Below are 18,682 nucleotides of genomic sequence, written 5' to 3' on the forward strand. Positions count from 1 at the left end.
CCACGTACTGCATCGGGTTCCGACATCTGGCCGCGCTGATGTACATCCGTGCTGATCTCGCTGGTGGTGCCTTGTTACAACGAGGAAGAGATCCTCGAACGCTTCCATGAACGTGTCACGGACGAAATGGCCGGGCTGGGACATGAATTCCAACTGGTGTTCGTCGACGACGGCAGTGCGGACCGGACCCTGGTGATCCTCCAGGAACTGGCCGCCGCCGACCCGCGGGTGCGCTATGTCTCCTTCAGCCGCAACTTCGGCAAGGAGGCCGCCATGCTGGCCGGTCTCCAGCACGCCGAGGGGGACGCCGTCGTCATCATGGACGCCGACCTCCAGCACCCGCCCGAGCTCGTGGGCCGGATGCTCCAGGAGCACGCGCAGGGCTACGACCAGGTGATCGCCCGCCGCACCCGCAAGGGCGACCGGGTCACCCGCACCCTCAGCGCCCGCGCCTACTACTGGCTGATCAACCGGCTGGTGGACGTGGAACTGGTCGACGGCGTGGGTGATTTCCGGCTGCTCTCCCGCCGCACCGTCGACGCCGTACTGGAACTCACCGAATACAACCGGTTCTCCAAGGGCCTTTTCGCCTGGGTGGGATTCCGTACGACGACCTTCAGCTACGAGAATGCCGTCCGCGAGCAGGGAAGTTCCGCCTGGACCTTCGGAAAGCTGCTCAATTACGGCCTCGACGGTCTGCTGTCCTTCAACAACAAGCCGCTGCGCGCCGCGCTCTACCTGGGCATGCTGTTGCTGTCGGTGGCCTTCGCCTATGCCGCGTGGATCGTGGGTGTCGCGCTGGTGCGGGGGGTGGACACCCCCGGCTATGTCACCCTGATCGTCGTGGTCACCGCGCTCGCCGGGGTCCAGATGGTGATGGTCGGGGTGGTCGGCGAGTACGTCGGCCGTATCTACTACGAGGTGAAGCGGCGCCCGCACTTCCTGGTGAAGGCCACGAACACCGGGGCGTCGCACCGGACACGGGAGCCCCAGGAGTTCGTACGCCGATGACGGTCACCGCGCAGATGGCCCGGTTCGCCCTCGTGGGGGTGGTGAACACCGGCACGTACTACGGCTGCTACCTGGTGCTGCTGACATGGCTGCCCTATATCGCCGCCCATGTGATCGCCTTCGCGCTGAGCATGGTCGGGTCCTTCTTCCTGAACTCCTGGTTCACCTACCGGACCCGTCCCACCTGGCGGAAGTTCCTGCTCTTCCCGCTCACCAACGCCGCGAACTTCGTCATCACGACCGGTGGCGTCTATCTGCTGGTCGACCTCGCCGGGTTCAGCAGCCGGTACGCCCCCCTGGTCGCGGCCGCGGCGGCCATCCCCATCACCTTCGTCGTCTCGCGCACGATCATGCTGCGGCCGGAGCCCCGGACCCCGTCGCCCGAACGCGTGCCCTGAACCCCGCCGGGCGGTCCGGGGCGGCGCCGGCCGGGCCCACATCCCCAACTCCTTCCGAATCGTTGGTCGAATCAGTGGCCCCAGCCACGTCCACTGCCTAACATCGATCACCGCAAGGTCTTGTGCACTGATGCACAAAGTCTCCCCGGGAGGTTCCTTTGCACCGCCGCCGTCGCACCGCGCTCACCGTCTCCGCCGCCCTGCTCGCCGGCGCCCCACTCCTGTCCGCCTGCGGCAGCGAGGCCCACCCGGGCGCCGCGGCCGTCGTCGGCGGGGACCGGATCGAGGTCTCCACGCTTCAGAGCCAGGTGGCCGCCGTGCGCGAGGCCCAGCGCGATTCGAAGGACGCCTCCCAGCTCATCGACAAGTCCGGACAGCTCGGCCGGGCCAAGCTGCACGGCATGATCTTCGACCGGGTCCTGGACCGGGCCGCGCAGGACGCGGGCGTCTCCGTGAACCGCAACGAGATCCAGCAGATGCGCAAGGCCGCGGCGGCCCAGTCCGGCGGCGAGGAGCGGCTGCGGGCGGCGATGCTCCAGCAGAGCTGGGTGGCCCCCGGCCAGATCGACGCCGTCCTGCGCGAGCAGGTCCAGCTGACGAAGCTCGCCCAGGCGCTCGGCGCCGACCTCCAGCAGCCCGCAGGGCAGCAGGCCGTCGGTGAGGCGCTCAGCAAGGCGTCGAAGGCGCTGCGCGTCGACGTCAACCCGCGCTACGGCACCTGGGACGACAAGCAGACCCAGCTGGCCGACTACAAGGCCCCCTGGATCAGCCAGGTCACCAAGCCCGCCGGCGCGAACGCCGAGGCGGGCGCCTGACCGGCCGAACGGTCGGCGGAAGCGGCCGGGGTAGATTCGAACGGTGAACGCTGAAGACCCCGGCCGTATCGTTCTGCTCACCGCCAGCCACCGCGTCGCGCCCGGCCTCCTGTCCTGGCCCGCCTGGCAGACGCTGCGCACCGCCGACCGGGTGCTCTGCGCCGAGCCGGACCACCCGCAGCTGCCGTACCTGCGCGAGGCGGGCGTCACCGCCGAGCACTCCGCGCCCACCGCGGCGGAGCTCGTCGACGCCTGCGCGGGCGGCCGGTCCGTCGTCGTCCTCGTGGGCGGCGAGGGCGACCGGCCGCTGACCGACGGCCTGGCCCGGCTCGCCGGATCGGGCCGCGTACACATGCCCGGCCTGGAGCTGCTGCCCGGTTCGTACGACCTGCCGGGGGCCCGGCTCCTCGATCTGGTCCAGATCATGGACCGGATCAGGATCGAATGCCCGTGGACCTCGCAGAAGACCCACGAGGGCCTCGCCAAGTACGCCATCGAGGAGGCGTACGAGCTCGTCGAGGCGATCGAGGACGGCGACCGCGACGAGCTGCGCGAGGAACTCGGCGACGTGCTCCTCCAGGTCGTCTTCCACGCCCGGATCGCCGAGGAGGCCGAGGAGGAGCCCTTCTCCGTCGACGACGTGGCCGCGACCCTCGTCGAGAAGCTGATCCACCGCCACCCGCACGTCTTCGGCGACGAGAGCGCCGAGACCCCGGAGGACGTGCACGCGCACTGGCTGCGGACCAAGGCCGTCGAGAAGCAGCGCGACTCGGTGACCGACGGGGTCCCGCTCGGCCAGCCCGGCCTGGCCCTGGCGGCGAAGCTGGCCGGCCGGGTCCGTACCGCCGGGCTCGACGTGCCGCTCCCCAGTGGTGAAGGCATCGGCTACGAACTCCTCGCCCTCGCGGTGCGCGCGGAAGAGGACGGCATCGACCCCGAGGCCGCCCTGCGGGCCGCGGGCCGCGCCTACCGTGACGCCATCAGGGCGGCGGAGGGCAACGCGTAGGCCCTCTCGTCCGACTCGTGCCGGGCTCGCGCGCCCCGGCGCCGCACCTCGCCGCGTCGTCGTCGGCCACCGGGGCGGTGCACCGACGGCCAGGAGAGCCACGCACAAGCGGCGGGTGGCGACGAGGGTCACGTACAAGGCGGTGAGCGGTGCCGTGGGCCACGTGCAAGGTGGCGGGTGGCGCCGAGGGGCGTGCGGCGCCGAGGGGTACGTGCAAGGTGGCGAGCGGCCCGGAGGGCGCCGGAGTGCGCCCCGGGGCAGCGGATAACGTCGGGGGGTGAACCGCAGCCCCGCCGACCAGCCCGCCGACCGCCCCACCGCCTGCCCCGCGGACCAGCCCGCCGACCGCCCCACCGCCTGCCCCGCGGACCAGCCCGCCGACGGCTCCGCCGCGTGCCCCGTGGACCAGCCCGCCGACCGCCCCGCAGAGCAGCCCGCCGACGGCTCCGCCGCGTGCCCCGCAGACCAGCCCGCCGACCGCCCCGCGGACCAGCCCGTCGACGGCCCCGCCGACCAGCCCGCCGACCGCCCCGCCGCCTGCCCCGCAGACCAGCCCGCCGACGGCTCCGCCGACCGCCCCGCGGACAGCCCCGTGGACCAGCCCACCCCCTGCCCCGTGGACCAGCCCCCCGCCTGCCCCGTCGACGTGCCCGAACTCTTCACCTGGGAGTTCGCCACCGACCCGTATCCGGCGTACGCCTGGCTGCGCGAGCACAGTCCCGTGCACCGGACCGCGCTGCCCAGCGGGGTCGAGGCATGGCTCGTGACCCGGTACACCGACGCGCGGCAGGCGCTCGCCGACGCCCGGCTCTCCAAGAACCCGGCGCACCACGCCGAGCCCGCGCACGCCAAGGGGAAGACGGGCATCCCGGGCGAGCGCAAGGCCGAGCTGATGACGCATCTACTGAACATCGACCCGCCGGACCACACCCGGCTGCGCCGCCTCGTCTCCAAGGCGTTCACCCCGCGCCGGGTCGCCGAGTTCGCGCCGCGCGTGCAGGAACTGACGGACCGCCTCATCGACCGCTTCGTCGCGGAGGGGAAGGCGGACCTCATCCACGACTTCGCCTTCCCGCTCCCCATCTACGCCATCTGCGATCTGCTCGGCGTCCCGCCCGAGGACCAGGACGACTTCCGGGACTGGGCGGGCATGATGATCCGCCACGGCGGCGGCCCGCGCGGCGGGGTCGCCAGGTCGGTGAAGAAGATGCGCGGCTACCTGGCCGAACTGATCCACCGGAAGCGGGAGAACCCGGGGGACGACCTGATCTCGGGGCTGATCCGGTCCAGCGACCACGGGGAGCACCTCACCGAGAACGAGGCCGCGGCCATGGCCTTCATCCTGCTCTTCGCCGGATTCGAGACCACGGTCAACCTCATCGGCAACGGCGTCCACACCCTGCTGCGCGACCCCGGGCAGCGCGAACGGCTCCAGCTCTCCCTCGACGCGGGGGAGAGCGGACTGCTGGAGACCGGGATCGAGGAACTGCTGCGGTACGACGGACCGGTGGAACTGGCCACCTGGCGGTTCGCCACCGAGCCGCTGACACTCGGCGGACAGCACATCGCGGCCGGGGACCCCGTGCTCGTGGTGCTCGCCGCGGCCGACCGCGATCCGGCGCGCTTCGAGGACCCCGACACGCTCGACCTCGCCCGGCGTGACAATCAGCACCTCGGATACGGGCACGGCATCCACTACTGCCTGGGAGCGCCGCTCGCCCGACTGGAGGGACAGACCGCGCTCGCCACGCTCCTGACCCGCCTTCCGGACCTGCGGCTTGCGGTGGAACCTACCGATTTGCGGTGGCGCGGCGGGCTCATCATGCGTGGACTTCGCACGCTCCCCGTGGAGTTCACGCCGGGGCTCACGACCACCGGAAATGACGCCTCGTCAACTCTGTGACTTTCACGTGATCTGTGCTGCATCGACTTGTGACGCGCGTTCGAGTCCCGCTAGGTTCACCGTTCGACTCACCAGTCACATGTCAGTCACACGGAAGGCAACCCCATGGGCTCCGCGAACGGCAGACACCGTCGCCCCCGTCAGGCACCCGCCATCGTCGTCGCCGCGGGTGTGACCGGATCGGCGATCGCCATCCCGCTGCTCGGCGCCTCCGGCGCGCACGCGGCCGACGCCACGACCTGGGACCGGGTGGCCGAGTGCGAGAGCGGCGGTGCGTGGAGCGCCGACTTCGGGAACGGCTCCTACGGCGGCCTCCAGCTCTCGCCGCAGACCTGGAAGGCCTACGGCGGTGAGGCGTACGCGGAGCGCGCCGACCTCGCCAGCCGGGCACAGCAGATAGCGGTGGCCGAGAAGGTCCTGGACGACCAGGGTCCGAAGGCGTGGCCCAGCTGTGCGGTCATCTCCGGCCTCGCGGCGGACGGGACGCTGCCGGGGGTCGACCCGGGCTCGGTGCCCGCCGACGACCCGTCCGGGAGCACGAAGCCGGCTGACGACACGTCGGCGGACCCGTCCGACGACACCACACCGGCCCCCGACGCCTCGGACGGTCCGGACGCCGTGGAGGGCGAGGAGGGCTCGGACGGGCCCGCCAAGCCGTCGGAGAAGACCTCGCCGTCCTCGAAGACCCCGTCGACCACCCCGTCCTCGAAGACTCCCTCCGAGGCGCCCCGCGACACGTCCGGCCCAAAGGACTCGTCCAGTGGGGTGGGCGGCAAGCACCGGGGCACGCCGGCCCCCGAGGGGAGCGACGGCACGGACGGCGGCCGCGAGTCGGGTCGCCACGCCTCCCGCGGCGGCGACACGCGCGACACGGCCGAGCCGACGGCTGAAGACGGCACGTACACCGTTCGGCCCGGCGACAACCTCTGGGCGATTGCTGATGCACAGAAGGTTCCCGGCGGCTGGCCCGCGCTCTATGAGGCCAACAAGGAGGCCGTGGGTGCCGACCCGGACCTCATTCTTCCTGGCCAGAGCCTCGATCTCGACATGAAGGACCAGTGAGGGCAGTCTGATAATCGCCTAAAGGTGCCCCGAAAATCGGGGCAGTTCAGGGACCTATGTCCGCTTATGCGTAAGTGAGACATGGGTCTCTTTGCGTCAACTGGCGTGTCGCGCCCGGGAGGCCCTTCCGTATCGCGTCCCACCTGCGGAAACATCAGATCGTCAGATGCAAGTACGGGCTGATTGTCCGATGTGTCCATCTTTGAATGTGAGGGTTGCGTATGTTTACGGTCGGAACCGCTCGCACCGCGGGCCCCGTCGACCGTCACGCCGAATCCTGCCGTCGGTCGAAGGGAACAGACGCGTAAAGCGCCGTAGGCAGGAGCGGGGGACCCAGGTAAGCGCCGGGCCCGATCGTCGAGAGACGCATCAGGACCGGCTTGGGGTGAAGTCGCGTGCTAGGACGTGCGACCGGGCAACTCACTTGGCCCGAACCCGACAGCTCACCTCGTAGGCGTCGGTGAGGAGAAGTTCCATGCTGCTTTCCAGCAAGGGCAAGCACCGCCGCCCGTCCAAGGCCGTCCGCATCGCCACGCTCGCCGGTGTCGCCGGTGCCGCGGTCGCCGTGCCCCTGATGGGCGCGACCAACGCCTCCGCCGCCTCCGTCGCCACCTGGGACGCCGTCGCCCAGTGCGAGTCCGGTGGCAACTGGTCCATCAACACCGGCAACGGCTACTACGGCGGTCTGCAGTTCTCGCAGTCCAGCTGGGCCGCCGCCGGCGGTACGCAGTACGCCCCCCGCGCCGACCTGGCCACCAAGGCCCAGCAGATCGCCACCGCCGAGCGCCTCCTCGACATGCAGGGCCCCGGTGCCTGGGGCTGCGCCGGCGCCGGCAACCTGACCAACGACGGCGTCGACCCGGGCGTCGACACCGGCTCCTCCTCTTCCTCCTCGAACTCCTCCGCGAGCTCCGGCGCCTCCGAGCAGCAGAGCGCCCCGGCCGCCCCGAAGAAGCAGGCCCAGCCGAAGCCGGCCGAGCGCACCGAGGCCCCCGCCGCCTCCCGCTCGGACCGCTCCGACGCCCCGCGCGCCGAGTCGAAGAAGACCGTCACCACCCCGACCGGCGAGAAGGTCAAGAAGGGCGACGGCGAGTACAAGGTCGTCTCCGGCGACTCCCTGAGCAAGATCGCCGCCGACCACAAGGTCGAGGGCGGCTGGCAGCAGCTGTTCGAGCTGAACAAGGACATCGTCAAGAACGCCGACCTGATCTACCCGGGTCAGCAGCTGCACCTGACGAAGTAGTCGCGGCTCCCTCCTCCCCGAGCACCCCGGCCCGGCGCGCGTTCCCCCCATGCGCGCCGGGCCGGGGTTCCGGCGTCTTCGCTCGGGGGAGCGCCCGAGTGTTCACTTGTTGTAGTTACTGACCGGTAAATTTCTGGCCGTTTGTCTGGCTATGTCTGCGCTCGGGCCCTTTTTCGTCCCAGGGGTCGGGCGGTCGTCGGGCTCAGCGGGCCGGGCCGGTTAGGCTCTTGTCGCAAGGCCAAAGCGACCCTGCACAAACAGCGTCATATCCCAGAAGGAGATGCCTCGTGCCGTCCATCGACGTCGTCGTAGCCCGGGAAATCCTCGACTCCCGCGGAAACCCCACGGTCGAGGTCGAGGTCGGCCTCGACGACGGCAGCACGGGCCGTGCTGCTGTTCCGTCCGGCGCCTCCACCGGTGCGTTCGAGGCCATCGAGCTTCGCGACGGTGACCCCAACCGCTACCAGGGCAAGGGCGTCGAGAAGGCCGTCCTGGCCGTGATCGAGCAGATCGGCCCGGAGCTCGTCGGCTACGACGCCACCGAGCAGCGGCTCATCGACCAGGCGATGTTCGACCTGGACGCCACCGAGAACAAGGGCTCGCTCGGCGCCAACGCCATCCTCGGCGTCTCGCTGGCCGTCGCCCACGCCGCCTCCGAGGCCTCGGACCTGCCGCTCTTCCGCTACCTCGGCGGCCCGAACGCGCACCTGCTGCCCGTTCCGATGATGAACATCCTCAACGGCGGCTCGCACGCCGACTCCAACGTGGACATCCAGGAGTTCATGATCGCGCCGATCGGCGCGGAGTCCTTCTCCGAGGCCCTGCGCTGGGGTGCCGAGGTCTACCACACGCTGAAGAAGGTCCTGAAGACCAAGGGCCTGTCGACCGGTCTCGGCGACGAGGGCGGCTTCGCGCCGAACCTGGAGTCGAACCGCGCCGCCCTCGACCTCATCCTCGAAGCCATCAAGGAAGCCGGTTACACCCCGGGCAAGGACATCGCGCTCGCGCTCGACGTCGCCGCGTCCGAGTTCTACAAGGACGGCAAGTACGAGTTCGAGGGCAAGTCCCGTTCGGCCGCCGAGATGACCGAGTACTACGAGGAGCTGGTCTCCGCGTACCCGCTGGTCTCCATCGAGGACCCGCTGTACGAGGACGACTGGGCCGGCTGGAAGGTCATCACCGACAAGCTCGGCGCCAAGGTGCAGATCGTCGGCGACGACCTCTTCGTCACCAACCCGGAGCGCCTGGCCCGCGGCATCGAGGAGGGCTCCGCCAACGCCCTGCTCGTCAAGGTCAACCAGATCGGTTCGCTGACCGAGACCCTGGACGCCGTCGAGCTGGCCCAGCGCAACGGCTTCAAGTGCATGATGTCCCACCGCTCCGGCGAGACCGAGGACGTCACCATCGCCGACCTCGCGGTCGCCGTGAACTGCGGCCAGATCAAGACCGGCGCCCCGGCCCGCTCGGACCGTGTCGCCAAGTACAACCAGCTGCTGCGCATCGAGGAGATCCTCGACGACGCCGCGGTCTACGCGGGCCGCTCGGCGTTCCCGCGATTCAAGGGCTGATCATCCCTTTCGGCCCGTCCGGGGCCGAAGGCCATGGCATCCGTCCGTCCCCGCACTCGGTCCCGTACCGTGTGCGGGGACGGACGTGCGTAGTGGGGAGGCGGAGAGATGGCCGCGAAGGACCGGGACCGGTTCTCCACCGCGACCCGGCTGCGGTTGCTCGGTGAGCAGACCGCCGCCCGTGTCTACCGTTCCCAGAACCGCCGCCAGGCCCGCCGCTCACGGCTCACCGGCCGGGCGGCCTTCCTGGCCCTCGTCGTCTGCTCCCTGGTGGTCGCGCTCGCGTACCCGATGCGGCAGTACGTCTCGCAGCAGGACGAGATCGCCGACCAGGAGCGGCTGGCGCAGGAGGCCAGGGCCCGCACCGAGGAGCTGCGCGACGAGAAGGCGCGCCTCCAGGACGATGCCTACATCCGGCAGCTGGCCCGTACGCATCTGCATTACCTTCTTCCCGGGGAGACCGGTTACACGGTGATCGACCCCGACGCGGTCAAGGAGCGCGAGGGCAGGACGGACGGGTCCGGCCGGCCGTGGCACTCCAACCTCTGGGACGGCGTGGACAGCGCCGACCGCGACTGACCCCCTCTTCACCCCTCTGCAGAACCGCTTGTTCGAGCAGCCCGACCAGAACCTAGGCAGGCATGGAAACGCCCCCTCCCCAGACCGAGTCCACCGCGCCCACCGAGGCGGACATCGCCGCGTTCCAGCAGCAGCTGGGCCGCCCGCCGCGCGGTCTGCGCGCGATCGCGCACCGCTGCCCGTGCGGCAACCCGGACGTGGTCGAGACGCAGCCCCGGCTGGAGGACGGCACGCCGTTCCCGACGACGTACTACCTGACGTGCCCGCGTGCCGCGTCCGCGATCGGCACGCTGGAGGCGAACGGGGTCATGAAGGAGATGACCGAGCGCCTCGCCACGGACCCCGAGCTGGCCGCCGCGTACCGGGCCGCCCATGAGGACTACCTCGCCCGGCGCGACGCCATCGAGGTGCTGGAGGGCTTCCCGAGCGCGGGCGGCATGCCGGACCGGGTGAAGTGCCTGCACGTCCTGGTCGGCCACTCGCTGGCCGCGGGACCGGGCGTCAACCCGCTGGGCGACGAGGCGATCGCGATGCTGCCGGAGTGGTGGCGCAAGGGGCCGTGCGTCTCGCCGTGCGGCGCGCCGGACGAGGGCTGACCGTTCGCCTCCCGGGGCTCTGCCCCGGACCCCGCTCCTCAATCGCCGGAGGGGCTTGATTCGGGGCTCTGCCCCCGGATCCCCGCTCCTCAGTCGCCGGAGGGGCTTGATTCGGGGCTCTGCCCCCGGACCCCGCTCCTCAGTCGCCGGAGGGGCTTGATTCGGGGCTCTGCCCCCGGATCCCCGCTCCTCGGTCGCCGGGGGGCTTGGACTGCTCCTCGGCCACCGGAGAGGTTTGGTTTGCTCCCCGGTCGTCGGAGGGGCCTGATTCGGGAGTATCTGCATGAGCCGCGTGGCCGCCATCGACTGCGGTACCAACTCCATCCGTCTGCTCGTCGCCGACGTGGACCCGTCCACCGGTGAGCTCGTCGAGCTCGACCGGCGGATGGAGATCGTCCGTCTCGGCCAGGGCGTCGACCGCACCGGCCGGCTCGCCCCCGAGGCGCTGGAGCGCACCTTCGCCGCCTGCCGCCAGTACGCGGCGGTGATCGAGGAGCACGGCGCGCGGCGCCTCCGCTTCGTCGCCACCTCCGCCTCCCGCGACGCGGAGAACCAGGACGAGTTCGTGCGCGGCGTGCGGGAGATCCTGGGCGTGGAGCCCGAGGTGATCAGCGGCGACCAGGAGGCGGAGTTCTCCTTCACCGGAGCCACCAAGGAACTCATGGGCCGCGATCACCTGGCGAAGCCGTATCTCGTCGTGGACATCGGCGGCGGCTCCACCGAGTTCGTCGTCGGCGACGACCGGGTACGGGCCGCGCGCTCCGTGGACATCGGCTGCGTACGGATGACCGAGCGGCACCTGGTGCGCGACGGCGTCGTCAGCGACCCGCCCGACCCCGCCCGGATCGACGCGATCCGGGCCGACATCGAGGCCGCCCTCGACCTCGCCGGGGAGAGCGTCCCGCTCACCGGGGCGGGCACCCTCGTCGGCCTCGCCGGGACGGTCACCACCCTCGCCGCGATCGCCCTGGGGCTCGACGCGTACGACTCCGAGGCGATCCACCACTCCCGGATCTCCTTCGACCAGGTCCAGGAGATCACCGGACGGCTCCTCGGCTCGACGCACGCCGAGCGGGCCGCGATCGGCGCGATGCACCCGGGGCGGGTCGATGTGATCGCGGCCGGGGCGCTGATCCTGCTCGCCGTGATGAAGCGGACGGGGGCCCGTGAGGTCGTCGTCAGCGAACACGACATCCTCGACGGCATCGGCTGGTCGATCGCCTAGGAAGCAGGCCCCTCGGGAGGCGCCGTGCACGGTGTCGTCCGAGGGTGCTCACGCGTACCTTGGCCTGCACCTTTGAGCCCCTGTGGGCCGCTCGGGCGGTGGTTTCGGAGACACCCCACGACGAAGTTCGTGAACTTCTTCACAAGGAATTCGGTCCCACGGGGGGCAGTTCTCGTCCGTATGGGCATCCGCAGCCCCTCGCGGGGGTGCCGAGCCATGGTGCGGGAGTGTTCCGGACACGTTGCCGGCAGATGAACCGGAGCGGTGGTTCGGCCCGTCCGCAGGGCCAAGGTCCAGCTCACAAGCGGTGAACAACGTGTGTCGTCACGCCGTGGTTCCCCTCCGGTGCCATGACCTGGGTCACGTGGGCGGCGAAGTGTAGCAGAAGGGCGCTCATACCTTGTGAAGGGGCTCACGAGCCCACCCCGGGAGGGGGGTGGATACTCGATGGCATGAGCACCACGGAGCGTCCCAGGATCCTCGTAGTAGGCGGTGGGTACGTAGGCCTGTACGCAGCTCGGCGCATCCTCAAGAAGATGCGCTACGGCGAGGCGACCGTCACGGTCGTCGACCCCCGGTCGTACATGACCTACCAGCCCTTCCTCCCCGAAGCTGCTGCCGGCAGCATCTCGCCTCGGCATGTCGTCGTCCCGCTGCGACGCGTCCTGCCCAAGGCCGAGGTCCTCACCGGCCGCGTCACGACCATCGATCAGGACCGCAAGGTCGCCACGGTCGCGCCGCTCGTCGGCGAGGCCTACGAGCTGCCCTTCGACTACCTGGTCATCGCGATGGGCGCGGTCTCCCGCACCTTCCCGATCCCCGGCCTCGCCGAGCAGGGCATCGGCATGAAGGGCATCGAGGAGGCCATCGGCCTGCGCAACCACGTCCTCGAACAGTTGGACAAGGCCGACTCGACGACGGACGAGGACGTCCGCCGCAGGGCGCTGACGTTCGTCTTCGTGGGTGGCGGCTTCGCCGGCGCGGAGACCATCGGCGAGGTCGAGGACATGGCCCGCGACGCGGCGAAGTACTACACGAACGTGAAGCGCGAGGACATGCGCTTCATCCTCGTCGACGCCGCCGACAAGATCCTTCCCGAGGTCGGCCCGAAGCTGGGCACCTGGGGCCGGGAGCACCTGGAGTCGCGGGGTGTCGAGGTCTTCCTCTCGACCTCCATGGACTCCTGCGTCGACGGCCACGTCGTCCTGAAGAACGGCCTGGAGGTCGACTCCAACACCATCGTGTGGACGGCCGGCGTGAAGCCGAACCCGGCGCTGGCCCGCTTCGGCCTGCCGCTCGGTCCGCGCGGTCACGTGGACACCTCCGAGAAGCTCCAGGTGCAGGGCACCGACTACATCTGGGCCGCGGGCGACAACGCCCAGGTCCCGGACATGGTCGGCCGCAAGGCCGGCAACCCGAACGCCTGGTGCCCGCCCAACGCCCAGCACGCGCTGCGGCAGGCCAAGGTCCTCGGCGACAACGTCATCTCCGGCATGCGGGGCTTCCCGCAGAAGGAGTACAGCCACGCCAACAAGGGTGCCGTCGCCGGTCTGGGGCTGCACAAGGGCGTCGCGATGATCGTCATGGGCAAGATGAAGATCAAGCTCAAGGGACGTCTCGCCTGGTACATGCACCGTGGCTACCACGGTCTGGCGATGCCGACCTGGAACCGCAAGATCCGGATCTTCGCCGACTGGACCCTCGCGATGTTCCTGAAGCGCGAGGTCGTCTCGCTCGGCGCCATGGAGACGCCGCGCGAGGAGTTCTACGAGGCGGCCAAGCCCGCCCCGGCCCCGGCCGCCGTCAAGGCCGAGGGCGAGAAGGCCAAGGCCTCCTAGCCCGCGCGCGGGCCCACTCGCCCGCGCAGTACACGCACGACGCCCGAAGGGGCCGCCCGCCATCCGTGGTGCGGGCGGCCCCTTCGGCGTACCCGGCCCCCATATGTATGCGGTGTACAACCATTTTGCCCTTCCATTGCGCTGTAGCGGGATGGGGCGCGCCTCACGGAGTGTTGACGGTGACGTACCTCGTCGTGGCGCACGGGTGCCCGGCGTGGTTACAGGCATGTTCGACCATGTTTGGGCAGATTGGGAACACCATCACGGAGGTGTGCGCCATGGCAGACGCCGCGTTGCGGCTGACCGCTCTCGCCGAGGAGTTGCTGGGAGAAAGGCTGCCGGTCCGTATCCGGGCCTGGGACGGCAGCGAATCCGGACCGCCCGGTGCCCCCGTCCTGGTGATCCGGAACCGCCGCGCCCTGCGCCGGCTGCTCTGGAAGCCGGGCGAACTGGGCCTGGCCCGCGCCTGGGTGGCGGGCGAGCTCGACATCGAGGGCGATCTCTACGAGGCCCTGGACCTGATGGCGGCACTGATCTGGGAGCGCGGGGACGACACGAAGGACGGCGTCCATCCCGTCCGCGACCCCCGGGTGCGGGCCTTCGCCAAGGGCCTGCTGCGCCTGGCCGGGCCCTGGCCCCCGCCGCCGCCCCCGCCCGAGGAGATGCGCCGCCGCAGCGGCACCCGCCACACCAAGGGGCGCGACAAGGCGGCCATCAGCCACCACTACGACGTGGGCAACGACTTCTACGAACTGGTCCTCGGCCCGTCCATGGTCTACTCCTGCGCCTACTGGGAGGACGGCGGGAACCTTGAGGACGCCCAGCGCGACAAGCTCGACCTGGTCTGCCGCAAGCTCGCGCTGAAGGAGGGCGACCGCCTCCTCGACGTCGGCTGCGGCTGGGGCTCCATGGCCATCCACGCCGCCCGCGAGTACGGCGCCCGGGTCACCGGTGTCACCCTCTCCGTCGAACAGGCCGCCTTCGCCAGGAAGCGCATCGCACAGGAGGGCCTGACCGACCGGATCGAGATCCGGGTCCAGGACTACCGGGACGTCAGGGACGGCCCGTACGACGCCATCTCGTCGATCGGGATGGCGGAACACGTCGGCGCGGTCCGCTTCCGGGAGTACGCCGACGACCTCTACGCCCTCCTCAAGCCGGGCGGCCGGCTGCTCAACCACCAGATCGCCCGCCGCCCCGAACAGGACGAGTCCGCCTACCACGTGGACGACTTCATCGACGCCTATGTCTTCCCGGACGGCGAACTGGCCCCGGTGGGCCGGACCCTGGCCACCCTCGAAGAGGCCGGTTTCGAGGCCCGCGACGTCGAGTCGCTGCGCGAGCACTACGCACTGACCCTGCGCCGCTGGGTCGCCAACCTGGAGAAGCACTGGGACCGCGCGGTCCGGATGACCTCGCCCGGCCGGGCCAGGGTCTGGCGCCTCTACATGGCCGCCTCCGCGCTCTCCTTCGAGCACAACAAGATCGGCGTCAACCAGATCCTCGTGGTGCGCCCGGCGGAGGGCGGGGCCTCCCGCACCCCGCTGCGGACCCGCGTCTGGACGGCGTCCGCGACCGGCTGACACCCGAACGGCCCGGGGGCCGGTACGCGCGGCGTCGTGCTGCGTGTACCGGCCCCCGGGCCGTGGTGGGGCGGATTCCGCCCCGTCCCGCTATTCGGTCTTGATCGCCGTCAGCATGTTCAGCTTCGCGGCGCTGCGGGCCGGCCAGAGCGAGGCCAGCACCCCCACGATCCCCGCCAGCACCAGGAAGACCGCGATCCGGTCCCACGGGAGGACCAGCACGTACCCCGGGATGTCCGAGGACAGGGTGTGCCCGATCGCCCAGCCGAGGAACACGCCGAGCACGACACCGACCACCGCACCGAAGAGCGAGATGACCACGGCCTCCAGCCGGATCATGCGCTTCACCCTGCGCCGGTCCAGGCCGATCGCCCGCAGCATGCCGATCTCCTGCTGACGCTCGAAGACCGACATCGCCAGGGTGTTGATGACCCCGAGCACCGCGATGATCAGCGCCATGGCCAGCAGCCCGTACATGATGTTCATCGCGAGGTTGACCGTGCCGCCGAACATGTCACGGATGGCCTGACGGTCCATGATGCTCATCGCCGGGTTGTCGCCCAGCGCCTTCACCACGGCCTGCTCGTTGGCGTCGGAGGCGCCGCCGTCCATCTTCAGCCAGATCTCCCGGATGTTCGTCAGGCTGCCGTGCGCGTCGGCGAGGTCCTTCGGCATCAGGACCGGGGAGAGCATCTCGTTGCCCTTGAAGACCGCCCCGATCTTCACCTGGCCCTTCTTCTCGTCGTCGAAGGTCACCGGCAGGATGTCGCCGGTCTTCCAGCCGTTCGACTTCGCCGTCTTCTCGGCGACGGCGATCTCGCCCCGCTCCAGCGCGTCGAGCGAGCCGGAGACGGTCGGCAGCGTGAAGAGCTTCTGCACGTCGCCGGGGGCGACGCCGGACGCGGAGTGGTAGTCGCCCTTGACCTGGAGCGAGGCGGCCTGCTGGGCCGAGACCGCCGAGACGCCGTCGGCCTTCTGCAGGGCGGTGAGCGCCGACTCGTCGAGCGAACCGCCGCTCGCCATCGTCACCATGTAGTCGGCCCTGATGTTGTCCGTGGTCATCCGGTCGACCGCCTGGCCGAGGGTGACACCGAGGACCGAGATGCCGGTGACCAGCGTGAGGCCGATCGCCAGCGCGGAGGCGGTGGCGCCGGTACGGCGCGGGTTGCGGACCGCGTTCTGCGCGGCCAGCTTGCCGGAGACCCCGAACAGCCGCTTCAGCAGCGGGCGGACCAGCGCGATCACCGGCCGCGAGAGCAGCGGGATCAGCACGATGACACCGATCAGCGCGAGGAAGGCACCCGCCGCGATGACGGTCCGGCCGGTCGATCCGGACTTGGACGCGCCGGCCACGATCGCCGCCCCGCCGAGCAGGGTGAGCACCGCGCCGATCGAGTTGCGGACCACCAGGGACTTGACGGTCGCCGTGGCGTGCACGCTGCTCATCGCCGCGACCGGCGGGATCTTGGCGGCCCGGCGGGCGGGCAGCCAGGCGGCCAGCACGGTGATCAGGACACCGACGGCGAACGCGGCGACGACCGCGGTGGGCGAGACGATCAGCGGCCCGGCCGGGATCTTCCCGCCGAACATGCCCATCGCGGAACGCAGTCCGACCGCGAGGCCGAGTCCGAGGGCGAAGCCGACGACCGAGGCGATCAGGCCGACGACGGCCGCTTCGAGCAGCACCGAGCGCTTGACCTGGCGGCGGGAGGCGCCGACGGCGCGCATCAGTGCCAGTTCCTTGGTGCGCTGGGCCACCAGCATGGTGAAGGTGTTGGCGATCAGGAAGACACCGACGAACAGGGCGATGCCGGCGAAGGCGAGCAGCATGCCGTTGAGACCGCTCAGACCGGTCTCGATCTGCTTGGCCTGGTCGTCCGCGAGCTCCTTGCCGGTCTGGGCCTCGGCGTCCTTGGGCAGCAGCGGCTTCACCTCGGCCAGCAGCTTCTCGGCGGAGACACCGGGTGCGGCGGACACATTGGCGTCCCTGAACACACCGGGCTTGAGGTAGAGCTTCTGGGCGACCTCGGTGTCGAAGAGGACCAGGCTGCCGCCCGCGTTGACCGCCCCGTCCTCGGTGGTGAAGACACCGGAGAGGGTGTACTCCTTCACCGGACCGTTGGTGGCGACCCGGACCTTGTCACCGACGTGGTACTCGCCCCGCTTCGCGGTCTCCTTGTCGAGCGCGATCCGGTCGGCCGAGACCGGGCCGGTCCCGTCGACGAAGGTGTAGGCGGAGTCCTTGCCGCCCTTGCCGGGGGAGAAGTTCCCGCCGGTGTTCGACCAGCCGTTGCCGATCAGCTTGCCGTCGGGGTCGGCGACCCCGGCGAAGCCGGAGACCCGGCCGGTGGCGTCGGCGACGCCGTCCAGGCCCTGGATCTTCTTCAGGGTGGCGTCGGTGATGCCGGACGTCTTGTTGTCGTCGCGCTGGTCGGCGTAGGTGGTGACGGCGACGGCGACGTCGTCGTAGCTCTTCGCCGACTGGTTGCGCAGGGCGTTGCCGAGGGTGTCGGTGAAGACCAGGGTGCCGGAGACGAAGGCCACGCCGAGCATCACGGCGAGGACGGTCATCAGCAGCCTGGCCTTGTGCGCGAGCACATTGCGCAGGGCGGTACGGAACATGTCTGTCAGTCCTGGGATGGGGAGGGGTACCGGGTGAGGGCGCGGGGGAGGGCGGGGATCAGCTGGTGCGGCCCTTGGCGTCGAACGCCTTCATCCGGTCGAGGACCCCGTCCGCGGTGGGGTTGAGCATCTGGTCCACGATCGCCCCGTCGGCGAGGAAGATCACCCGGTCCGCGTAGGAGGCGGCCGCCGGGTCGTGGGTCACCATCACCACAGTCTGGCCCAGCTCGCGCACCGAGTTGCGCAGGAAGCCGAGGACCTCGGCGCCGGAGCGGGAGTCGAGGTTGCCGGTCGGCTCGTCACCGAAGATGATCTCCGGCTGCGAGGCCAGCGCGCGGGCCACCGCGACGCGCTGCTGCTGGCCGCCGGAGAGCTCGGTCGGCCGGTGGGACAGCCGGTCGGAGAGCCCCACCATGTCGATGACCTGGCGCACCCACGCGGCGTCGGGCTTGCGGCCCGCGATGTCCATGGGGAGCGTGATGTTCTCGTACGCCGTCAGCGTCGGCAGCAGGTTGAACGCCTGGAAGATGAAGCCGATCTTGTCGCGGCGGAGCTGGGTGAGCTGCTTGTCCTTCAGGGAGCCGAGCTCCGTGTCGCCGATCCGTACCGAACCGCTGCTGAAGCTGTCGAGACCGGCCACGCAGTGCATCAGCGTGGACTTGCCGGAGCCGGACGGGCCCATGATCGCGGTGAACTCGCCCCGGGGGAAGTCCACGGTGACCCGGTTCAGAGCGGTGACCCTGGTCTCGCCCTCTCCGTAGACCTTCGACAGATCCGTGGCGCGGGCGGCCACCGTGGTGACGCGGGGTGCGGTGGAAAGGGTGGTCACGGGAATCTCCTGTGTCGGGGCTCCGGCCGAGGACTCGTCCGGGTTCTGTTCGGAACCCTTCAATCCTCGCCGCCGTCCCGTCGCCGGTCGTCAGCCCGCGTGCCCGTTCCATGGGCAGTCTTGAGTCGCATCGGGGAGTCCTTCGGGTCCTCCTGCGGTATGACACCGACCCCGAGGAGTCGGTCCGGGGACTGAGGGCCGTCCCATGGGCACCGGCGGATCAGGAGGCGGAGTCCGGCCCGCTCCCGGGAGTCCCGGGGCGTGTCCGCCGGCGCGTGCGCGGCGGTCGTCGGCGCGCGCCCGGTCGATGCGCCGTCCGGGTGCGGCGACTTTACGTCAATCCGGATTGCCGGCCGCCGCGCCCCTTACCCCGCCCAGGCATGTGGCGATGCGCTTCCACGGGT

General features: G+C 70.5%; 15 protein-coding genes and 1 riboswitch. Of the genes, 13 read left to right on the forward strand and 2 right to left on the reverse strand.

What is annotated here, in order from left to right; translation table 11 throughout:
• Nucleotides 1-48 precede the first annotated feature (48 nt).
• The 13 genes from ACFVFH_RS20480 to ACFVFH_RS20540 all read left to right on the forward strand — a co-directional run bounded on the left by ACFVFH_RS20480 (nt 49) and on the right by ACFVFH_RS20540 (nt 14,827).
• A complete protein-coding gene (locus ACFVFH_RS20480) occupies nt 49-1,011 on the forward strand; it encodes a glycosyltransferase family 2 protein (protein ID WP_383770511.1) in 963 nt (320 codons plus the stop codon).
• Nucleotides 1,008-1,409: a GtrA family protein gene (locus ACFVFH_RS20485; RefSeq protein WP_383770514.1), complete on the forward strand. Its 402-nt coding sequence runs from the start codon at nt 1,008-1,010 to the stop codon at nt 1,407-1,409. The genes ACFVFH_RS20480 and ACFVFH_RS20485 overlap by 4 nt, the downstream gene beginning before the upstream one ends.
• A 158-nt stretch (nt 1,410-1,567) precedes the next feature.
• Entirely contained in the window at nt 1,568-2,224 is a 657-nt protein-coding gene (locus tag ACFVFH_RS20490; RefSeq protein ID WP_383770517.1) for a SurA N-terminal domain-containing protein, read from the forward strand.
• A gap of 43 nt (nt 2,225-2,267) precedes the next feature.
• Nucleotides 2,268-3,230, forward strand: a complete 963-nt coding sequence (locus ACFVFH_RS20495) for a nucleoside triphosphate pyrophosphohydrolase (protein WP_383770520.1) — start codon at nt 2,268-2,270, stop codon at nt 3,228-3,230.
• Between the two features lie 616 nt (nt 3,231-3,846).
• On the forward strand, nt 3,847-5,133 hold the full coding sequence (locus ACFVFH_RS20500) for a cytochrome P450 (protein ID WP_383770758.1): 1,287 nt from the start codon (nt 3,847-3,849) through the stop codon (nt 5,131-5,133).
• 105 nt (nt 5,134-5,238) lie between these two features.
• Nucleotides 5,239-6,195 (forward strand): transglycosylase family protein, encoded by a 957-nt coding sequence (locus ACFVFH_RS20505; RefSeq protein ID WP_383770522.1) that lies wholly within the window; start codon nt 5,239-5,241, stop codon nt 6,193-6,195.
• Nucleotides 6,196-6,495: 300 nt separating this feature from the next.
• Nucleotides 6,496-6,667, forward strand: a riboswitch (cyclic di-AMP (ydaO/yuaA leader).
• Between the two features lie 3 nt (nt 6,668-6,670).
• Nucleotides 6,671-7,438 (forward strand): transglycosylase family protein, encoded by a 768-nt coding sequence (locus tag ACFVFH_RS20510; RefSeq protein WP_383770526.1) that lies wholly within the window; start codon nt 6,671-6,673, stop codon nt 7,436-7,438.
• A 287-nt stretch (nt 7,439-7,725) separates the two neighbouring features.
• The gene (eno, locus tag ACFVFH_RS20515) at nt 7,726-9,006 is read left to right on the forward strand and encodes a phosphopyruvate hydratase (RefSeq protein WP_383770529.1); all 1,281 of its coding nucleotides are present in this window, start codon (nt 7,726-7,728) and stop codon (nt 9,004-9,006) included.
• A gap of 108 nt (nt 9,007-9,114) precedes the next feature.
• Nucleotides 9,115-9,585: a septum formation initiator family protein gene (locus tag ACFVFH_RS20520; RefSeq protein WP_329197884.1), complete on the forward strand. Its 471-nt coding sequence runs from the start codon at nt 9,115-9,117 to the stop codon at nt 9,583-9,585.
• Between the two features lie 62 nt (nt 9,586-9,647).
• Nucleotides 9,648-10,181 (forward strand): DUF501 domain-containing protein, encoded by a 534-nt coding sequence (locus ACFVFH_RS20525; RefSeq protein ID WP_383770532.1) that lies wholly within the window; start codon nt 9,648-9,650, stop codon nt 10,179-10,181.
• A 283-nt stretch (nt 10,182-10,464) separates the two neighbouring features.
• Nucleotides 10,465-11,406: an exopolyphosphatase gene (locus tag ACFVFH_RS20530; protein ID WP_383770535.1), complete on the forward strand. Its 942-nt coding sequence runs from the start codon at nt 10,465-10,467 to the stop codon at nt 11,404-11,406.
• 452 nt (nt 11,407-11,858) lie between these two features.
• Entirely contained in the window at nt 11,859-13,244 is a 1,386-nt protein-coding gene (locus tag ACFVFH_RS20535) for an NAD(P)/FAD-dependent oxidoreductase (RefSeq protein WP_383770538.1), read from the forward strand.
• 278 nt (nt 13,245-13,522) lie between these two features.
• Nucleotides 13,523-14,827, forward strand: coding sequence for a class I SAM-dependent methyltransferase (locus tag ACFVFH_RS20540; RefSeq protein WP_383770541.1), 1,305 nt, complete (start codon nt 13,523-13,525; stop codon nt 14,825-14,827).
• Between the two features lie 90 nt (nt 14,828-14,917).
• On the opposite strand, the gene ACFVFH_RS20545 is transcribed toward ACFVFH_RS20540, so the two are convergent.
• Nucleotides 14,918-17,449: an ABC transporter permease gene (locus ACFVFH_RS20545; RefSeq protein WP_383770544.1), complete on the reverse strand. Its 2,532-nt coding sequence runs from the start codon at nt 17,447-17,449 to the stop codon at nt 14,918-14,920.
• Between the two features lie 58 nt (nt 17,450-17,507).
• Nucleotides 17,508-18,278 (reverse strand): ABC transporter ATP-binding protein, encoded by a 771-nt coding sequence (locus ACFVFH_RS20550; protein WP_383770547.1) that lies wholly within the window; start codon nt 18,276-18,278, stop codon nt 17,508-17,510.
• Nucleotides 18,279-18,682: the final 404 nt, after the last annotated feature.

The sequence above is a fragment of the Streptomyces sp. NPDC057697 genome, assembly GCF_042799335.1.
Taxonomy (GTDB): Bacteria; Actinomycetota; Actinomycetes; order Streptomycetales; family Streptomycetaceae; genus Streptomyces.

What these genes read in the sequence shown, in the direction of transcription:
- ACFVFH_RS20530 (WP_383770535.1), top strand. Translation starts at nt 10,465, where the DNA reads ATGAGCCGCGTGGCCGCCATCGACTGCGGTACCAACTCCATCCGTCTG.
- ACFVFH_RS20535 (WP_383770538.1), top strand. Translation starts at nt 11,859, where the DNA reads ATGAGCACCACGGAGCGTCCCAGGATCCTCGTAGTAGGCGGTGGGTAC.
- ACFVFH_RS20485 (WP_383770514.1), top strand. Translation starts at nt 1,008, where the DNA reads ATGACGGTCACCGCGCAGATGGCCCGGTTCGCCCTCGTGGGGGTGGTG.
- ACFVFH_RS20525 (WP_383770532.1), top strand. Translation starts at nt 9,648, where the DNA reads ATGGAAACGCCCCCTCCCCAGACCGAGTCCACCGCGCCCACCGAGGCG.
- ACFVFH_RS20520 (WP_329197884.1), top strand. Translation starts at nt 9,115, where the DNA reads ATGGCCGCGAAGGACCGGGACCGGTTCTCCACCGCGACCCGGCTGCGG.
- ACFVFH_RS20545 (WP_383770544.1), bottom strand. Translation starts at nt 17,449, where the DNA reads ATGTTCCGTACCGCCCTGCGCAATGTGCTCGCGCACAAGGCCAGGCTG.
- ACFVFH_RS20540 (WP_383770541.1), top strand. Translation starts at nt 13,523, where the DNA reads ATGGCAGACGCCGCGTTGCGGCTGACCGCTCTCGCCGAGGAGTTGCTG.
- ACFVFH_RS20505 (WP_383770522.1), top strand. Translation starts at nt 5,239, where the DNA reads ATGGGCTCCGCGAACGGCAGACACCGTCGCCCCCGTCAGGCACCCGCC.
- ACFVFH_RS20510 (WP_383770526.1), top strand. Translation starts at nt 6,671, where the DNA reads ATGCTGCTTTCCAGCAAGGGCAAGCACCGCCGCCCGTCCAAGGCCGTC.